At 41.4% G+C, this 18,457-nt stretch carries 12 protein-coding genes and 1 pseudogene; 11 read left to right on the top strand and 2 right to left on the bottom strand.

The genetic code is table 11. The features are described 5' to 3' along the window. Positions 1-32 precede the first annotated feature (32 nt). Positions 33-4,457, bottom strand: coding sequence for an alpha-amylase family glycosyl hydrolase (locus ABES02_RS14190; protein ID WP_430135840.1), 4,425 nt, complete (start codon positions 4,455-4,457; stop codon positions 33-35). Positions 4,458-4,915: 458 nt separating this feature from the next. On the opposite strand from ABES02_RS14190, the gene ABES02_RS14185 reads away from it, so the two are divergent. From ABES02_RS14185 to ABES02_RS14165, 5 genes are all read left to right on the top strand, one after another. Beyond that, entirely contained in the window at positions 4,916-5,983 is a 1,068-nt protein-coding gene (locus ABES02_RS14185; RefSeq protein WP_430135837.1) for a LacI family DNA-binding transcriptional regulator, read from the top strand. A gap of 231 nt (positions 5,984-6,214) precedes the next feature. Continuing rightward, positions 6,215-7,228 (top strand): LacI family DNA-binding transcriptional regulator, encoded by a 1,014-nt coding sequence (locus ABES02_RS14180; protein ID WP_430135834.1) that lies wholly within the window; start codon positions 6,215-6,217, stop codon positions 7,226-7,228. 11 nt (positions 7,229-7,239) lie between these two features. Then, positions 7,240-8,553 (top strand): ABC transporter substrate-binding protein, encoded by a 1,314-nt coding sequence (locus ABES02_RS14175; protein ID WP_430135832.1) that lies wholly within the window; start codon positions 7,240-7,242, stop codon positions 8,551-8,553. Between the two features lie 205 nt (positions 8,554-8,758). Next, a complete protein-coding gene (locus tag ABES02_RS14170) occupies positions 8,759-9,988 on the top strand; it encodes an ABC transporter permease subunit (RefSeq protein WP_430136140.1) in 1,230 nt (409 codons plus the stop codon). 26 nt (positions 9,989-10,014) lie between these two features. Continuing rightward, positions 10,015-10,842 carry a carbohydrate ABC transporter permease gene (locus tag ABES02_RS14165; RefSeq protein ID WP_430064394.1) on the top strand — a complete coding sequence of 276 codons (828 nt, stop codon included), beginning with the start codon at positions 10,015-10,017 and terminating at the stop codon, positions 10,840-10,842. Positions 10,843-10,981: 139 nt separating this feature from the next. Here the strand turns inward: ABES02_RS14165 and ABES02_RS14160 are convergent, their stop codons facing one another. After that, positions 10,982-11,758 carry a helix-turn-helix domain-containing protein gene (locus ABES02_RS14160; protein WP_430135829.1) on the bottom strand — a complete coding sequence of 259 codons (777 nt, stop codon included), beginning with the start codon at positions 11,756-11,758 and terminating at the stop codon, positions 10,982-10,984. A 127-nt stretch (positions 11,759-11,885) separates the two neighbouring features. Here ABES02_RS14160 and ABES02_RS14155 point away from each other — a divergent pair, with 127 nt between their 5' ends. The 6 genes and pseudogenes from ABES02_RS14155 to ABES02_RS14130 all read left to right on the top strand — a co-directional run bounded on the left by ABES02_RS14155 (position 11,886) and on the right by ABES02_RS14130 (position 18,356). Then, complete coding sequence (locus ABES02_RS14155; RefSeq protein ID WP_430135826.1) at positions 11,886-12,644, top strand: sugar phosphate isomerase/epimerase family protein; 759 nt, start codon at positions 11,886-11,888, stop codon at positions 12,642-12,644. Between the two features lie 109 nt (positions 12,645-12,753). Then, complete coding sequence (locus ABES02_RS14150) at positions 12,754-13,479, top strand: ThuA domain-containing protein (protein WP_430135822.1); 726 nt, start codon at positions 12,754-12,756, stop codon at positions 13,477-13,479. Positions 13,480-13,481: 2 nt separating this feature from the next. Further along, the gene (locus tag ABES02_RS14145; RefSeq protein ID WP_430135819.1) at positions 13,482-14,516 is read left to right on the top strand and encodes a Gfo/Idh/MocA family protein; all 1,035 of its coding nucleotides are present in this window, start codon (positions 13,482-13,484) and stop codon (positions 14,514-14,516) included. Continuing rightward, positions 14,513-15,532 (top strand): annotated as a pseudogene (locus ABES02_RS14140) (Gfo/Idh/MocA family protein). Before ABES02_RS14145 ends, ABES02_RS14140 begins: the two are co-directional and overlap by 4 nt. Continuing rightward, positions 15,529-16,497, top strand: a complete 969-nt coding sequence (locus ABES02_RS14135; RefSeq protein ID WP_430135817.1) for a sugar phosphate isomerase/epimerase family protein — start codon at positions 15,529-15,531, stop codon at positions 16,495-16,497. The pseudogene ABES02_RS14140 and the gene ABES02_RS14135 overlap by 4 nt, the downstream one beginning before the upstream one ends. A gap of 188 nt (positions 16,498-16,685) precedes the next feature. Continuing rightward, entirely contained in the window at positions 16,686-18,356 is a 1,671-nt protein-coding gene (locus ABES02_RS14130; RefSeq protein WP_430135814.1) for a glycoside hydrolase family 13 protein, read from the top strand. Positions 18,357-18,457: the final 101 nt, after the last annotated feature.

The following is an 18,457-nucleotide window of genomic DNA, read 5'->3' as shown; positions in this document are numbered from 1 at the left end:
ATAGTACGACTTTTTTGTGAAATTGTGAATGTTTATTTGGTTTCGCTAATCGTTTTTGTCATCACATCGAGTAAATAGTTCTTTGTATTCTTGGTAATGGACCCGCCGTCTCCTTTAAAGATGGTGGACTTGGTTGTATCAGTTGGTTCAATGTGAACAGGTACTTGTGTCTGTCCTTCTTTTAGAGTAAAGGAATGAGTGAAATTCATATCGTTTCCGACCGTCACTTTTTCCCCGTTAATGGTGAGGTCAGCGCCCTTAATGGCATTCCCTTTAACGGTCATAGTCGACCCGTTCACCTCGATTTGGCTGACTACTAACGGCTTATCAATCCAGCGTAGGATCGTATCCTGGACAACCATTTTGTTGTTTCCTTGGTTTGTGACGATAATTTTCATATCGGTTCCTTGGGCACCATAGCCGTAATAGCTGATATCTTCATCTGAGGAATCAGATGGGGTATGGTCTGCCAGCCCTTCCTGATCCCAAGAATTGTCCCTCGTATATTTATAGGTTAGCTCAGTTCCTTCCTCTAGTTCTACAGTGTATTCCCAATCAGGAGTTACAGCACCGTTGCGGCTCATTTCCCAGGCACTTGTATTCCACCCATTTAGAGTGCCTGGCATATTCACTTTTGCCGACAAAGCTGTGTAATCTGGTGCATGCACCTTAAAAGTGACCTGTACCATGACGATTTCCGGCGTCACACTTACCGTGTTCGAATCCACCTTATTTCCAGCTTGATCATAGACGCGAATTTGGTATTTATACGTGGTACCATTTGCTACTTGATAATCACGGAAGGTAGTGGCACTGCCGTCCAGTGTTGAAAGAATTTGGCCGTCACGGTAAATGACCGTTTTAAATGGCTGATTTGGATCAGTAAGTTTCCAATTTAAGTTAACCTGACCGGATTCTTTAATCGGTGTCTCCAAAGTGACATCATTGGCAGGCGGGGTAGTATCTGCCGTACTCCGTGAATAAGTCACTTCTCCTGTCGTTGAGTAAACAAAAGAATTTCCTAGATCCGGCGTAAAGGCCATACGGTATTCATATATGCCCGCTTCATATGCTGTAAAGCTTCCCTGAAACTCATTTGCTTGGTCGTCCTGGGATTGGCCATTATATTGGGCTTGATAAGAGGACCAAGTGGTTTGGCCTTTTAATCTTACTTGAAGCTCCGCCGTGATTCCTTCTGCTGCACCGGATTCTGTCGCACCCGGCAGGTAAAAAGCGGCATTAACATTAGAGGTCTGTGCCAAATTCAACTCTCCGTTGTCTAATACAGTCAAGTCCTTAACACTGGCTTTACTTACATCATAATGGGGCACCAGTCCAGCTGTGGAAGCAGGTGCAGATTCGTTACCGTTTTTGTCCACGGCTGTTACTTCAAAATAATAAGTGCGACCATTATTTAAATCGGAAATATTCACAGTAGTATCTGTTGTTTCCTTCACTTTTGTCCAAAATCCCCCCGCAACGGTAGATTGATAGACATTGAATTTCGTGCCGCTTCCTGCCCAGCTTAAAGTAATCCCTTTAGAACCTGCTGTACCAGTTAATTCTTTAACAGATTCTGGTTTTTTCATTTCATTTACACTGATTAACATCCTTCCTGAATCAGCTGGCACTGTTAATGATAGTTTGCCTTCCTTCGTTTCAGCCGCATACTTCGGATCCAATTGATCCACCAACCGAAGGCCATTTCCCAGCAGTGCTTTTGTATCGATTTCAACAGTTTGTGCTGCAGTACCTCTGTTAATAATAACAAGGCCGGATTTTGATCCTTTTGTCCGGACATAGGCTAACACATCATCCTTTGCGTAGACGTGGTGCAGATCGCCATAAGCAAAAAGGTCAGCATTTTCCTTACGAATTTGACCTATCTTTTGATAGTGTGCAATTAAATCTTTGTTTTCGTTCCCCCAAGGATATGTGCGTCGGTCATCTGGATCTTTGGATCCAGTTTGACCTGCTTCGTCGCCATAATAGATGGTCGGAGCCCCGGGGTAACCCATTTGAAGGATGGAAGCCAGCTTTAACCGTTTTACACCTTCAGTGTAATTGTATTTCGGATCTTGTTCTGCTCTGTTATACGTATCTGTGCCGTTGCCAAGAAGAAATATCGCCCGTGCCGTGTCATGGGAACCCATCAGGTTCATGAGGGCATAAAAAGCTTCCTTCGGATAGTCCTCTTGTACAGCCATTAGCGCGTTTTGTGCATTAACGGCATTACCGTTCTTTAAGTAATCTAAAATGGCTCCGCGGAAACGGTAATTCATAACGGAATCATATTGATCCCCTAAAAAGTACTTGGAGGCATCATCCCAAATTTCTCCCAGAATGAGGGGCTGTTCGCCTTCTTTAAGGGTCTTCCCTGCTCCTGTCATAGTTTTGGATTTCATTTGCTTGCGGAATTCCTGCCAGAATGAGCTGTCCACTTCATTGGCTACATCCAGGCGCCAGCCTGATGAGCCCCGGTTAATCCATGTTTTTCCTACAGAATCCTTTTCATACATTAAATAATTAGACAATGATGTGTTGTTCAGTTCACTTGGATGGTCGACCTTTGTGCCGTTAACGGATTCGAATACAGGGAGACTATCATAGCCCCACCAGCCTTCATACTTATAATGCTCTCCAGTTGAAACACCGTTTACTTTTTCATTGGGAACTTTTATGTTTTCTATTTTGAACCAGTTTTCAAAGCCATATGGGCTAAAGGTTTGCCCCTCTGCTATGAGTTGTTCCTTGGCCTTAGACTTAGCAGCCGTTTCGGACAATTTTTCTTTATTCATCAAATCGTAAATTCGGGACCAGTATTCATATGCGCCTACAGTTTGATATTTGTTATAACGGTCAAAATAGATGGAATCGTCGGATACATGATTGAAAACTCCGTCCAAAATAAGGTGCATGTGACGTTTTGATAATTCTTTGGCGAAATCCTCAAATTCTTTTTCGGAGCCAAACATCGGATCCACCTGTTTATAGTCTGTTGCATCATACTTATGGTTGGATGGTGCCGTGGCGATTGGATTTAAATAAAGTGTATTGACACCAAGAGATTGCAGATAATCAAGTTTTTCCTTAATACCGGCAATATCTCCGCCAAAGAAGTCGTTGCTAAATTCTCCATCTCCAGTATAGGAATCAGTGCCTTGTTCATATGGATTGTCAGGCAGGGAAGACCAGGAAGCGGGATGTTCAATCGGCTGGCTTCCGCGAGCTCCAATCTTGTCCTTTAGATGGTCATTTGCTTTGTTTCCGTTATAAAAGCGGTCAGGAAAGATTTGATAGACCACAGCCTCTTTCATCCAATCCGGTGTTTGATATCCCGGATCGAATACTGTCAATTGGAAGAGCCCAGCATTTTTATCTTCAGCTTTACCGGTGTGCCCTTCCTGTGTGTCTTCTCCATATTCAGCTGTTTTATCCTGGTCCCCGGCGATGAATTTATAGCCGTGAACTCCTTTGTCAGCCGGTGTAAAAGTGGTTTCCCAGTACTCAATGGCACCTTTGTCTTTTGTGTCTGCCCAGCCGACATTTTTCATAGAAAGAACCTTTGTTGTGCCTGTATTATAATTTTTCACATACAGGCTCGCTCTGGTCAGGTCACCCTTTTTAGCCGAAAAGCGTAATGTGACCGGCTGTCTTGCAGGAACTGCTCCAAAAGGGGAACGGTAAACTTGATCCCATGAATCATGATAAAGAGCATTTTTATCAATCAATCCATCAGCTCCAGTTGGTTTATAATCTGTAGAAACTTCTTTTGTTTGGTTGTTATAGAAAAATGTGATTGTCGTATCAGAAAGTACATTCAACTTTTCATTGGACGCAGGGTATGACTCTGTCCAGTCCTTACCCAAGACAACTTTGTATTCGTAGTTTCCTCTTGGAACCTTTGCAGTAAAGGAATAGATGTTGTTAAAATGGGTGTCCTCCATCAACGCTGTTGAATCTGAAGGGCTCCATGCAGACCCAGCCTGAATGGCAGGTTGAATGGTTCCCGCTAGACGTGGCTGCTTGTCTCCTGACAAGGGTGTATAGTAGGTACTATCGGCAATGGCGTGGGTATTGTCATTGTAGTAGAAGGTGACTTCTTTTTGTTCGGTCAGAGTTAGTTTTATGTTAGGCCCACCAGGTACTCCACCATCTCCGTAATTTTCGGACCAGCTGCCTCCCAAGGCAATTTTGTATTCATAATCACCTGCAGGTAATATGCCAGAAAAAGAATACAACCCATTTCCCTGGTAGGTCATTTGTGTTTTAGCGGAAGAGGGATTCCAATCTCCTGAACTTCCTAACTCTGTCTGCAGGTTGCCAACGAGTACAACTTGCTTTGGGGCTGTTTCTGCAGCTTTTGCTGTTTGACTCATCGCAAGCCCAGAAAACAATTGAAGAATTAACCCCAATGCGGTAACAAGTGACAGAAGTGCTCTGTGCTTTCTTTTCATGTAAAATCTCCTTTCCCTTACTCTATTAATCTAAAAACGTTTGCATGAAATTGCACAAAAAAACCATATGTAAGAGGCATAAGGGACAAATTCTTTTGTGCAACCGTTTGCGCAAGCGTTTTCAAAATTTATTATATCTATTTCTTAACACAAATCAATAGGAAATCAGTTTCAATATCTAAATTTTCTGAAACTATATTCAGGGGAAAATTTTGATTTTACCTGTTTCTAGAAGGAATTATCACTTCTAAAAGCATTTTTTTATATTAATAAATTAGCAATCGAAGTATCTTTTTTTTTGCTGTATAACTGGTTGTATACCAATTATAATAAAAATAGATTGTGCAACCGTTTTCGTAAATGCGGTTAAGAATAAAAATGGTAGATTAAAATATATACATGTTTCTAGCATTTTAAAAAAAAAGGGCTAAGAAGCATCGAATAAGAGGTGAGCTAAAATGGCCGTTACCATTAAGGATGTGGCAAAGCTTGCAAATGTCGCACCATCAACTGTTTCAAGAGTAATTGCTAACCATTCACGAATTAGTGAAGCAACGAAACGAAAAGTTAAAAAAGCAATGGAACAACTAGGGTATCATCCTAATGAAAATGCCAGAAGTCTTGCAAGTCAATCCACACAAACAATAGGCCTTGTCATGCCAAGCTCTGGTGATGTGGTGTTTCAGAATCCCTTTTTTTCAATGGTGTTACAGGGAATCAGTGAAGGATCCCATAAAAATAAATATGCCATGTATTTAACGACTGGAAAATCAGACGAGGAAACATTTGAAGCAGTTATCCGCATGGTTCAAGGAAAGCGAGTAGATGGTCTAATTCTTCTTAATTCCAAGGTGGAGGATAAACTCATCTCGTACTTAAGACGAAGGGATTTTCCTTTTGTAGTTATAGGAAAACCTTTTAAGGATGCGGAAGAAATCACACATGTTGATAATGATAATGTACGGGCAATGAGAGAAGCTACTGAATACTTAATAGACTATGGGCATCGAAAAATCGCTTTTATTGGAGGAAGTCTAGAACTAATGGTCACTGTTGACCGTTTGGATGGGTATAAACAGGCCTTAAATAAGGCAAACATTCCTATTAAAAATGAATATATCCTTCATGGGGAATTCCTGCGCGAGGGCGGTCAAGAGGCGGTGAGTGAGTTAATGGCTCTTGAACAACGCCCAACTTCGCTTGTAGTAGTTGACGACCTAATGGCACTAGGTGTACTAAGTACATTAGATGAACTAGGGGTTAAGGTTCCGGAAGAAATTTCTGTCGTTAGCTTTAATAACGTACTCTTAGCAGAAATGTCAAAACCACCACTAACATCAATGGATATTAATATTTTTGATCTTGGATATCAAGCAACAAGGAGTTTAATTGAAATAATCGAAAATAGGGCAGAACCAACCAAGCGCATAATCATTCCTCATAAATTAGTTGAACGTCAATCATGCAGTCACCAAGTTCCTTTACCATCAGATGATCAAAATACAGATGAATTCGAGATAGTCTAGCAGGCTGATAGATAAAGCTAAAATAAAAATTACCCCGGTCTTGTAATCAACCGGGGTAATTTTTATTTTTCATTAACTAGTAATGTAATGATTTTAAATTATTAAATTTTTCTGAAAAATATATTGAATTTATCTTCAGAATCTATTAGAGTGAAATTGTAAACGCTTACTGAAATCGATTACAAACCTAGAAAACATCTTTAATAAAGGAGGGAAAAGGGGGGATATTGTTTGGCAACGATTGCCGATGTTGCAAAAAGAGCAGGGCTTTCAAGGGCTACCGTCTCAAGGGTACTCAACAATCACCCAAATGTGACAGAAGATAAGAAAAGGTTAGTTCGCGAAGCAATGGATTTGTTAAATTATGTTCCAAATACAACTGCACAGAGGCTGAGGAATCAAAAAACAGACACCATCGCCATATTAGTTCCGGTCCTTACAAATCCATTTTTTGCTTATTTGCTGGAAGCGATGGATATGGTAGCAACTAGGAACCATCTCCAGTTACTCATTTGCCAAACAAGATATAGCAAACAGAAAGAACTGGATTTTTTGGAGCTATTAAGAACAAAGCAAGTAGATGGTCTAATCTTAACTTCTTATGAAAACGAGTGGAAACAAATTGAGCCTTTTTCAGCATTCGCTCCAATGGTTTTATGCAATGAATATGAAAGAGATGCAAAGATTCCCATCATCCGGATGGATCAATTTGAGGCCGGCTACATTGGGACACGGCATTTGATTGAACAAGGCCATCACAGAATTGCATGTACCTGTGGCGATAAGAGCAACTTAGCTAAGGATAGACAAGCCGGGTTCCGTAAAGCTCTAGCGGAATATGGACTTTTGGTTAAAGAGGAATGGATATTTTCAAATGTATTCGACATTGAGGACGGTAAAAGAGTATTAAGAACGCTTATGAATTTGAAAGAAGCACCTACTGCTGTTTTTACAGGCAGTGATCAGGTTGCAGCTGGAATGATTATGGCAGCAAAGGCACTGGGTAAAAAGGTGCCGGATGAGATCGCCATCATCGGTTTTGATGACCAGCCAATCGCCAAAGTGGTAGAACCCGCTCTCACAACGATTAGACAACCAATCGAAGATTTAGGAAAGACAGCAATGGAAGTTATAATTGATCTCATTGCTATTAAGAAAGAAGCCAATCACCAAGAGATTCTATTACCCTATGATTTGGTAATTAGAGATTCAACAATGTCAAAATTGAAATCGATTTCAAAATAGGGGGAAAAACCATGAAAAAGACAAATAAAGCCAAATTATTAGCTGTTTTTGCAACATTATCACTGGCGCTTTCTGCCTGCAGTTCCGATCAAACCAGTACAAAGGAAAAGCCAGCCGGTGACAAATCGAAAACAACAACCGAGCAAAAAGTTAAACTCGTCTATGCACGCGGGAAGGATGTAACAAAGGGAACTGACAAAATGGTAGAAGCATTTGAAGCAACCCATCCAAATATTGATGTAGAATTCCGGGAAATGCCTGCCGATACCGGGCAGCAGCACGATGCCTATATCACCGCTTTTAATGCGAAATCTTCTGATATTGATGTTATTGATATGGACGTCATTTGGCCTGCCGAATTTGCCCAGGCTGGCTATGTGCTTCCGCTTGACCGTTTCATTCAGCAGGATGGCGTTGATTTAAGTGAATATAACCAAGGTGCCTTGGGAGCAGCCCAGTTCAATGGCAAACAATGGGCCCTTCCCAAATTTGTTGATGCCGGGCTTCTTTACTATCGAAAAGATTTAGTAAAAGCAGAAGAAGTTCCAAAAACATGGGATGAGCTATTGGCACAGGCGAAGGCAAAGAAGGGACAGGGCAACACGAAATTTGGCTATGTGTTCCAATCGAAGCAGTATGAAGGTCTTGTGTGTAACGCTGTAGAATTTGTCGGTTCCTATGGCGGGGCTTTTATCGATAAAGATGGCAATGTAGCTATTAATAGTCCTGAAGCTATCAAGGGATTGAATAAAATGGTCGAAATTGCCAAGTCTGAGGTAGTTCCTGGCAACATCACAACCTTTACTGAAACTGAATCAGATCAAGCCTTTATTGAGGGCCAAACTGTATTCCTGCGCAACTGGCCATATGAATATGCTAGTGCAAATGACAAGGAAAAGTCCAAAATTGTAGGTCAAGTTGGGGTAGCACCACTACCTGCGGGTGACAAAGGATCTGCGGCAGCACTGGGCGGCTGGATGGCTGGTATCAACAAGTATTCCAAGCATCCAAAAGAAGCATGGGAATTTTTAAAGTTCATGGCGGGTGCTGAAGGTCAAAAGATTGATGCCATTTACGGCGGACACGCTCCAACGATTACAAAACTGTACGAAGACCAAGAGATTCTTAAAGCGAACCCAACTTTTGCTGATAAAGGCTTTGTTGATGGATTAAGTGCGGCAATTTCACGCCCGGTAGCTCCTAACTATCCTGAAATCTCTGAGATTATCCAAATTAACGTGTCAAAAGCGATTGCAGGAGAGCAAACTGTTGAACAAGCGGCTCAAAATATGGAAAAAGAAATGAAGGCAGTACTTAAGAAATAAAGTTTAAAAGACCAATGGTTAGCCTTCAGCTTGAAGGCTAATCCATTTTATCGCATTAAAAGGAGGGGGCAACGTGAAAAATACCATTAATGTAGAGCCGGAAGATCATCAAACACCGGTTATAAAGACTTCTTTTACCTCGAAAAAGAAAAGAAATAATTTTTTTACTGAAAAAACGGCAGGGTATTATCTTGTCGCACCTGCGATGATTTTAATTTTTCTCATTGCGATTTGGCCTGTGTTGCAATCCCTTTATTTCAGTTTGTTTGATTTAAAATTAAACGACCCCACTAAATCGGAAGTTCACTTAAGCTATAATCTCAACCTGGAGCATTATTTGAATAACTATCCGTTTTTGATCGGGGCGATTGATAATGAAATCAAGAATGAGAATGGAGCAGGGGAGCTTCAAGCATTAAAGGAAAAACTGCAAACACTTGATAAAAAGCTTCAAAGCAATTCCGAAATCAGCGCAAAATATGATTCAGTTAATGATAAATTAATGAATTTTAAACAGGTATACCCTGATGTCAGCATTGCCGAAATTGATCGAAGCTTGGCAAAAGAATATGAAAAAACGGCGAAAATAATAAATGACAAGATAAAGAATTTGTCCGTCAATGTTAAGTTTTCTCAAGAAAAGAAACTCACAGGTTTAGCTGCAGGATATGGAGATGCTCTCATTCAGCCCAACTTTATCGGCTTACAGCATTACAAAGATAATTTATCAACAAGCAGACTGTGGAAGGCGATTGGAAATACGACTACATTTACGATTATCTCCGTTTTAGTAGAGTTAGTTCTTGGACTAGCCATTGCCCTTTTAATTAATAAAGCTTTCGTTGGCCGGGGGGTTATCAGGGCAAGCATCCTGATTCCATGGGCTATTCCTACGGCTGTATCCGCCCTTATGTGGAAGTTTTTGTATGATGGTCAAAATGGAATTGTTGCCAAGCTATTTGAAGGTTTCGGGCTGGTTGATAACATGGAGAAACTGCTTGTAACCGATACAGGGGCAATGTTTTCAGTCATCTTTTCTGACGTTTGGAAAACCACTCCATATATGTCATTGCTGTTATTGGCCGGGCTTCAGACCATTCCTTCTTCACTCTATGAAGCAGCATCGATTGATGGGGCCGGAAAATGGAAACAATTTATGAAAATTACATTGCCGCTTTTAAAGTCAAGTATACTTGTTGCACTCCTGTTTAGAACGCTTGATGCATTCCGGGTCTTTGACTTAGTTTATGTTCTAACCGGCGGCGGGCCTGCCAACTCTACGGAAACCATTTCACTCCTCGCTTATAAAGTGATGTTCAATCAAACGAATTTTGGTGATGGTTCAGCTCTCTCTGTCATTGTGTTTATTTGCGTAGCGATCATATCAATGATTTATATCAAGTTTTTGGGCAGAGACCTGCTTAATGACAGATAGGGATTTAGTAAGGGAGGAAGTTTACCATGCAGAAAAAAGCAAGTCCATTCTTTTATGTGTTTCTCGTAGTGTTTGTATTTGTTGTCATGTTTCCATTCCTATGGATGCTGATTAGTTCGATCAAACCGGCTACAGAATTGTTTGGAGACAAGGCATTTACTCCATATACCTCACATCCTACATTGGAGAATTATATCTCAGTTTTTGTTGATCATCCGTTTTTGCAATATTTATGGAATAGTACAGTTGTTTCAACTATAACAACTGTGTATACCGTGGCCGTTGCATCGTTTGCTGCCTATGCCATTGCCAGACTTCAATTTAAAGGAAAAACATTCATTCTTGGAATTGTGTTATCTGTTTCCATGTTTCCGCAAATTGCGACGATCACACCTATTTTTATCTTCTTGAAGAATCTTGGGCTTACTAATTCCTATTTGGGATTGATTATACCCTATACAACGTTTACTTTACCGCTTTCCATTTGGATTTTGGTAACGTTTTTCCGTAAAATTCCTATGGATCTCGAAGAGGCGGCAAAAATAGACGGGGCATCCTTAATGCAAACTTACTGGAAAGTCATTATGCCGCTGGCAGTGCCGGGAATATTTACTACCGCTATCCTTGTCTTTATTGCATGTTGGAATGAGTTCTTTTTTGCCCTTACTCTCAATACAGATGAAAAGTATAAGACAGTACCGGTTGGGATTGCGATGTTCCAGGGGCAATTTACCATTCCGTGGGGGGAAATTGCAGCTGCAACAGTAGTTGTAAGTGTTCCTTTGGTAATCATGGTTCTAATTTTCCAGCGGAGGATTGTATCTGGTTTAACCTCAGGATCAGTAAAAGAGTAAAGGGTAGGGAAAGGCATTTCAAGCTGTTTGGGAATTCAAATGGTACTTGTTAACATAGGGAAAGATTGAAAGCATTCGCTGTGTTTAGAGCTCCGAATGCTATGTCTTTTTCTAGTAATATTAAAACCCTCACTTAATTCTAGTATTCTAACCGCCTGTAAGATCCTGGAGCAAGACCGTACTTCTTTTTAAATACTTTGTGAAAATATGGGTAGGTTCCGAAGCCGCAATCAACTGCAATCTGCTCGAGCGTCATAGTCGTATACTTCATTCGCTCGATTGCCGCAGATAAGCGGATTTCCTGCGCGTATTCCATTATCGTTTTCCCGATGCTGCTTTTGAATAAATGAACGGACCGGGAGACGCTGAGGCCTGCATGCCGAGCCACATCCTCCACTCTGATGGCGAGCGTGGCATGTTCTTCAATGTAGCGCATCATTCGTGTAACTGTATACGGGTGATGGAAGGAAGGGACTGTTTCGTTGACTGCTCTTTCCAGAGATAAACAGAGCGCTCGCAGCAAATAGCCTGAGAGCTCTTCATTTTGGCTCGAAGATGGACGACGCTTTTCAATCATGATATGGTGCCATAATGCTAACAGCTTTTCGTCAAGGTCGATGCGGGAGACATCAGGCTTAACGGAACGGTTCCACCATTCATCCACCCAAACTCCTTCGCAGACTAAGTGATAGTCCCCGCTGTTTTGCCCTGCTTTAACCAGCAGTTCATAGTGATCCCCTGGTTTAATTAGGAGAAGGTCGCCTTTCCGGAGTTCCATTTTTCTTCCTTTCACTACTACTTCGCAAAGACCTTCTGTTTGCAGACGGAAAAGGTAAGACGGATAACCTGATTTGTGTTGGGAATGATATCCATTTGTGTGATAAGAATAGCCGCAAAATAATATGTTTGTGGTCATTAGCTCCCTCCATACTAACAAAATAGCAAAATAGTACATGTTTTAATTATATCATCTATGTTTATTTGCAGATACACCCTTTAAGATGTAATCAAATAAGTAAGGTTTCAAGAAATGGGGGTTAAGGATGTCAAACATTCCAATAGCTGTACAAATGTTTACTTTGCGGGAAGAAAGTGAAAAAGATTTTGCAGGCACTTTAAAAAAAGTGGCAGAGCTGGGCTTTGACGGAGTTGAATTTGCCGGGTATGGCGGATTGACTGCAAAAGAAGTAAAAGCATTAATAGATGAGCTTGGCCTTCAGGCAGCCGCGAGCCATGTGCCGCTTGAACAATTGGAAAACAATCTGTATCAAGTCATTGAAGATCAGAAAATCTTAGGCAGCAACTATATCGTCTGCCCTTACTTAATGCCAGACCGCCGCACCAAAGAAGATTACAAAGCTCTTATCTCATTTTTAAATCATGCAGGTGAAACATGCCGCCGGGAAGGGATTACTCTTTGCTATCATAATCATGATTTTGAACTAGAGCGATTGTCCAATGGCAGCACGTTCCTTGAAGCAATATTTGATAAAACTAACACTCATAATGTGAAGGCAGAACTAGATGTGTATTGGCTGACAAAAGCGTTTGAAAAGCCGGTCGAGTGGATGGATCGCTACAAAAATCGAATACCCCTTATCCATTTAAAAGACATGACAACAGATGGAGAGCAATTTTTTGCGGAGCTTGGAACAGGCGGTGTTGATATTGATGCGGTGCTGCAAAAAGGAGAAGAAGCAGGTGTGAAGTGGTGGGTAGTAGAGCAGGATGTAAGCCGCCGTACGCCATTTGAAAGTATTGAAATCAGCATGAAATACTTGAAATCGTTACAAATAAAGTAATAATTCTAGTTCAATATTTTCCACCCCATAAGTCAATGTAAGCCGTTTCATTAATTCTCATATTCTCTAAAATTATATATAAAGCGAAATTTAAAAGGAGTGTTAAGTCATGTTGAAAGTAACAGTATGGAATGAAAACCGTCACGAACAAAAAAATCCGGTCGTAAGGGATATCTACCCAAAAGGAATCCACGGTACAATCGCAGAATTTCTTCAAGTTGAAGGATTCTCAGCAAGAACAGCTACCCTGGATGAGCCGGAGCATGGCTTAACAGATGAAGTTCTAGCCGACACGGATGTATTAGTCTGGTGGGGGCATCTCGCTCATAGTGAAGTTAAAGATGAAATTGTCCAAAAGGTCCAGCAGCGTGTCCTTGATGGTATGGGGCTGATTGTCCTTCACTCAGGGCATTTTTCAAAAATCTTTAAGAAATTAATGGGAACAAGCTGTGATTTGAAGTGGCGCGAGGCCGATGAAAAAGAACGACTATGGGTTGTAAGCCCTTCTCATCCGATTACAGAAGGAATCTCTGAATATATTGAATTAGAAAAAGAAGAAATGTACGGGGAACATTTTGACATCCCGCAGCCTGATGAGCTAATTTTTACAAGCTGGTTTGAAGGCGGGGAAGTTTTCCGCAGCGGTTGTACATACAAACGCGGAAATGGAAAAGTGTTTTATTTCAGACCTGGTCATGAAACCTATCCAACCTATCATAACCCACAAATCCAGCGAGTTATTATCAATGCCGTGAAGTGGGCCGGGCCTGTTAAACGGAAACGTCCAGTCTACGGAAATGCAAAACCTTTAGAAGAGATTAAAGGAGGCAAATAAACATGGAAAAACTAAGAGTCGGGGTCATCGGATGCGGCAGTATTGCCCAGCACCGTCATTTACCTGAATATAAAGCTAATAAAAATGTAGAGCTTGTGGCAGTTTGTGATATTAATGAAGAACGTGCTTCAGAAGTGGCGGAGAAATACGGCGTTAATTCTTTTACAAGTTATGAAGAATTATTGAGCAGCGGTACGGTCGATGCTGTCAGCGTTTGTACGCCAAATTATCTTCATGCACCGATTTCGATTGCAGCGTTAGAAGCAGGTATCCATGTTTTATGTGAAAAACCAATGGCAACCTCAAAACAAGAAGCAGAGTCGATGATCGCCGCAGCTAAAAAAAGCGGCAAAAAATTAATGATTGCCCATAATCAACGTTTCGTACCTTCTCATCAAAAAGCACGCCAGTTAATTGCCAGTGGTGAAATCGGTAAAATCTACAGCTTCCGCACTGCTTTCGGACATGGTGGTCCTGAGGGATGGAGTGTCGAAGGAAAAGAGGGATGGTTTTTCCAAAAAGAAAAAGCATTTGTGGGGGCAATGGGGGATTTAGGTGTCCATAAAACCGATTTACTCCGTTATGTGTTAGGGGAAGAAATCGTTGAGGTTGGTTCGTTTGTAGAAACTAGTGCTAAGAATTTCGCGGATGTTGATGATAATGCGGTTTGTGTTTTAAAAACAGAAAACGGGATTATTGGTACCCTTGCGGCAAGCTGGGCGTACGTAAGCAAAGAAGATAATTCTACTATTATATATGGAGAAAAGGCGATTCTTCGTTTAGAGGATGACCCAACCCATTCCCTGGTTGTTCAATATGCGAACGGCGAAGTGGTCAAATATGAGCTTGGAAAAATCCAATCCAATGAAGAGGGCGGTCAACAAAATTCACATGTGATTGAAAAGTTTGTTGAATCAGTTCTCCTGGACCAAGAACCACCTGTAACAGGTGTAGAAGGTATGAAATCACTTGAGGTTATTTTAGCGGCTCTTCTATCAAATGAGTCAAAACAAATTGTAAGAGTGACAGAGCGATGAAAAAACTTCGTATCGGAATAATCGGGGTAGGCGGGATTGCACAGGACCGCCATATCCCAGCTTTTCTAGAGTTAAGTGACATCTGTGAAATTACTGCTTTAAGTGATGTAAATGGCGAACGGGCTAGCGAAGTCGCTGGAAAATATCATATTCAGCACGTATTTGAGGATTATCATCAGCTATTTTCCAAGGTGGATGCGGTTTGTATCTGTACACCAAATAAATTTCATGCCGAGATTACCATTGCCGCCCTTGAGGCTGGAGTTCATGTTCTTTGTGAGAAGCCGATGGCTCTAAATGCTGAAGAGTGCAAGGGAATGATTGCCGCTTCTCAAAAAGCAGGAAAAGTTCTCGCGATTGCTTATCATTACCGTTTCATGAAGGAAGCCCAAGCAGCCAAAAAAGTGATGAGCGAAGTGGGAACCCCACTGGTGGCAAGAGTCCAAGCTCTAAGGCGCCGTAAAGTACCGGGCTGGGGTGTTTTTACCAATAAAGACCTTCAAGGCGGCGGAAGTCTGATTGATTTTGGCTGCCATCTCCTTGATTTAGCGCTATGGCTAATGGGGAATCCAAAGGAAATTACGGTGTCTGGCTCCACCTATAATGCGTTAAGTAAAAGACCGAATCAAGTGAACCAATGGGGAACATTTGATTATAAAACCTTTAATGTTGATGATCATGTCACTGCCTATCTTTAATTTGAAAATGGGGCATCAATGTTGTTTGAAACGTCATGGGCTGCAAATATCAAGGACGACCAGGCGAATGTCAATATCTCGGGAGTAGACGGCGGTCTAAACGTATTTCCGTTTGAGCTTTACACAACCAAGAACGGAATGCTGTTAAACAGTGAGGCCGCTTGGTTTCCGGGTGAGGAAAATCCGGGTGTGCCGCAGGCGAAGAATTTTATCAATGCTTGTCTAGGTGTGGATGAGCTGGTGGTAAAGCCAGAGGAAGCACTTCAAGTCTCACAAATTATTGATCGAATCTATGAGAGTGGAGGAAATTCATTATGAAACTAGGTGTTTTTACCGTTTTATTTGCGGATAAATCCTTTGAAGATATGTTGGATACTGTAAAAGAAGCAGGACTTCAAGCAGTAGAAATTGGAACAGGCTGCTACCCTGGGAATAACCATTGTGATTTAGATGCATTATTAGATAGTGAAGAAGCCCGTAAAGAGTACATTCAGAAGGTAGAAGGTCGTGGTCTTTCTATTAGCGCATTTAGCTGTCATGGCAATCCGATTTCACCTGAAAAGGAATTTGCCGCGCGTTCTCATGAGACACTTTTGAAAACAATTAAGCTTGCCTCGCTGTTGGGTGTGCCGGTGGTCAACTGTTTTTCAGGAACAGCTGGCGATCATGAAGGAGCAAAATATCCTAACTGGCCGGTTACTCCTTGGCCAAACGAAAACGGTGAGGTGTTAAAATGGCAGTGGGAAGAAAAACTGATTCCTTACTGGAAGGAAGTCGGAGAGTTTGCAAAGGAACATAATGTAAAAATCGGTCTTGAACTTCATGGGGGATTTTTAGTGCATACACCATACACGTTATTGAAATTACGTGAGGCAACCTGTGATGCTATTGGTGCCAATTTGGATCCAAGCCACTTATGGTGGCAGGGAATTGATCCGGTCGCGGCCATTAAGATTTTGGCCAAAGAAGGAGCTATTCACCATTTCCATGCCAAAGACACATACATTGATCAAGAAAACGTGAATATGTATGGATTAACAGACATGCAGCCATATGGAGAAGTGAGAACTCGGGCCTGGACCTTCCGTTCGGTCGGCTGCGGTCACAGTTTAAAAGAATGGTCTGATATGATGAGCGCGCTTCGTACTTATGGTTATGATTATGTAGTCAGCATTGAACACGAAGACCCAATCATGTCGATAGATGAAGGTTTCAAACGTGCTGTTGTTAATCTAAAATCAGTTTTAATTGAAGAATCCGTTTCACAGATGTGGTGGGTGTAAAGGGGATTTTACGATTCGCCGATAATTAGGCTAAATTCGCCGATAAAATGAAAGATTCGCCGATAAATACTCAGATTCGCCGATAAACCTTAGAAATTCGCCGATAAAATTTTTCCTCACCAAAATATGAAGCAAAAAGGATGAGTTTATCAAAAAAGCTGCTTAATTTTTTCAAAAAGAGGTGCCAAATGAACAAAAAATGGTGGAAAGAAGCCGTCGCCTATCAAGTCTATCCCCGCAGCTTCATGGATAGCAACGGAGACGGAATTGGAGACCTTAAGGGAGTAACCTCAAAACTAGATTATCTCAAAGAATTGGGAATCGACGTCATTTGGATGTCACCGATGTATAAATCGCCGAACGATGATAATGGTTATGATATTTCCGACTACCAGGATATCATGGACGAATTTGGAACGATGGCCGATTTCGATGAACTTCTAGAAGGTGCCCATAAGCGTGGGATGAAGTTAATCTTGGATCTAGTTATCAATCACACAAGTGATGAACACGCTTGGTTTATTGAATCCCGCTCTTCAAAGGACAATCCGAAACGGGATTGGTACATTTGGCGTGACGGCAAGGATGGCAAGGAACCAAACAACTGGGAATCGATTTTCAGCGGATCCGCCTGGAAATATGACCAGGAAACCGATCAATATTTCATGCATATTTTTTCCGCACGACAGCCAGACTTGAACTGGGAAAACCCAGAGGTACGAAATGCCCTTTATGACATGGTGAATTGGTGGCTGGACAAAGGAATCGACGGCTTCCGTGTCGATGCCATTTCGCATATCAAAAAAGAACCGGGCTTTCCTGATATGCCAAATACCAAAAAATTAGATTACGTTCCTTGCTTCGACTATATGATGAATGTCGAGGGAATTGATGAGTTCCTCACAGAATTCTCGCAAAAAACAATTCAAAATTACGATGTCATGACCGTTGGTGAAGCGAACGGTGTCGGCCTGGATGATGCGGACAAATGGGTCGGCGAAGAAAACGGCTATTTCAATATGATTTTTCAATTTGAATTTTTGGACCTTTGGGATAAAGATGCAGAGGGTTCCATTGATGTCCGCAAGCTGAAAAAGGTGTTGACCAAATGGCAAAAAGGCCTAGAGGGAAGGGGTTGGAATGCCCTTTTCATCGAAAACCATGACCAGCCGCGCCGGGTATCAAGCTGGGGAAATGACAAAGAGTATTGGAAAGAGAGTGCCAAAATGCTGGGCGCTATGTATTTCCTCATGAAGGGGACACCATTTATCTATCAAGGCCAGGAAATCGGCATGACAAATGTCCAATTCCCTTCGATTGATGATTATAATGATGTCGGCATGATTAATTACTATAACATTGAAACATCGAAAGGACGTTCCCATGATGAAGTAATGAAGGTCATTTGGGAAAAAGGCCGTGACAATTCCCGTACGCCGATGCAATGGAGTTCTGGCAGCATGGGAGGATTTACAACAGGAGAGAAAACATGGATTGGCGTAAATCCAAACTATACAGATATTAATGTAGCGTCACAATTAGAGGGTCCAGACTCAATTCTGTCATTTTATAAAAGATTAATCCGCTTAAGAAAAGACAATCCTTTATTTGTTTACGGGACCTATGAATTGCTGCTTCCGAACCACCCGAAACTGTTTGTCTACACACGGCAATTAGGCAGCAAGAAAGCTATTATCATCAATAATTTTAGTAAAAAAGAAACCAGGTTTAAATTGCCGTCAACTGTTTCCTATTCCAGTTCTGAACTTGTATTAAACAATTATGAAGCAACGGGGCATAAATTACGGAAAGAATTCACATTAAAGCCTTATGAAACAAGAGTGTATTTAGTAAAGTAAAAAAGGGGCCGAGGGGCCCCTTTCAATTTGTTTATCGGATAATCATTGATTTTTTATTATAATCGATATTTGTGTATACTATAACTAAAAAGGCAAATTGA

Origin of the sequence: Neobacillus pocheonensis (assembly GCF_050477905.1) — a bacterium.
In the GTDB taxonomy this organism is placed as follows: Bacteria; Bacillota; Bacilli; order Bacillales; family Cytobacillaceae; genus Neobacillus; species Neobacillus pocheonensis_A.
This window is presented reverse-complemented; position numbering and strand designations above follow the sequence as displayed.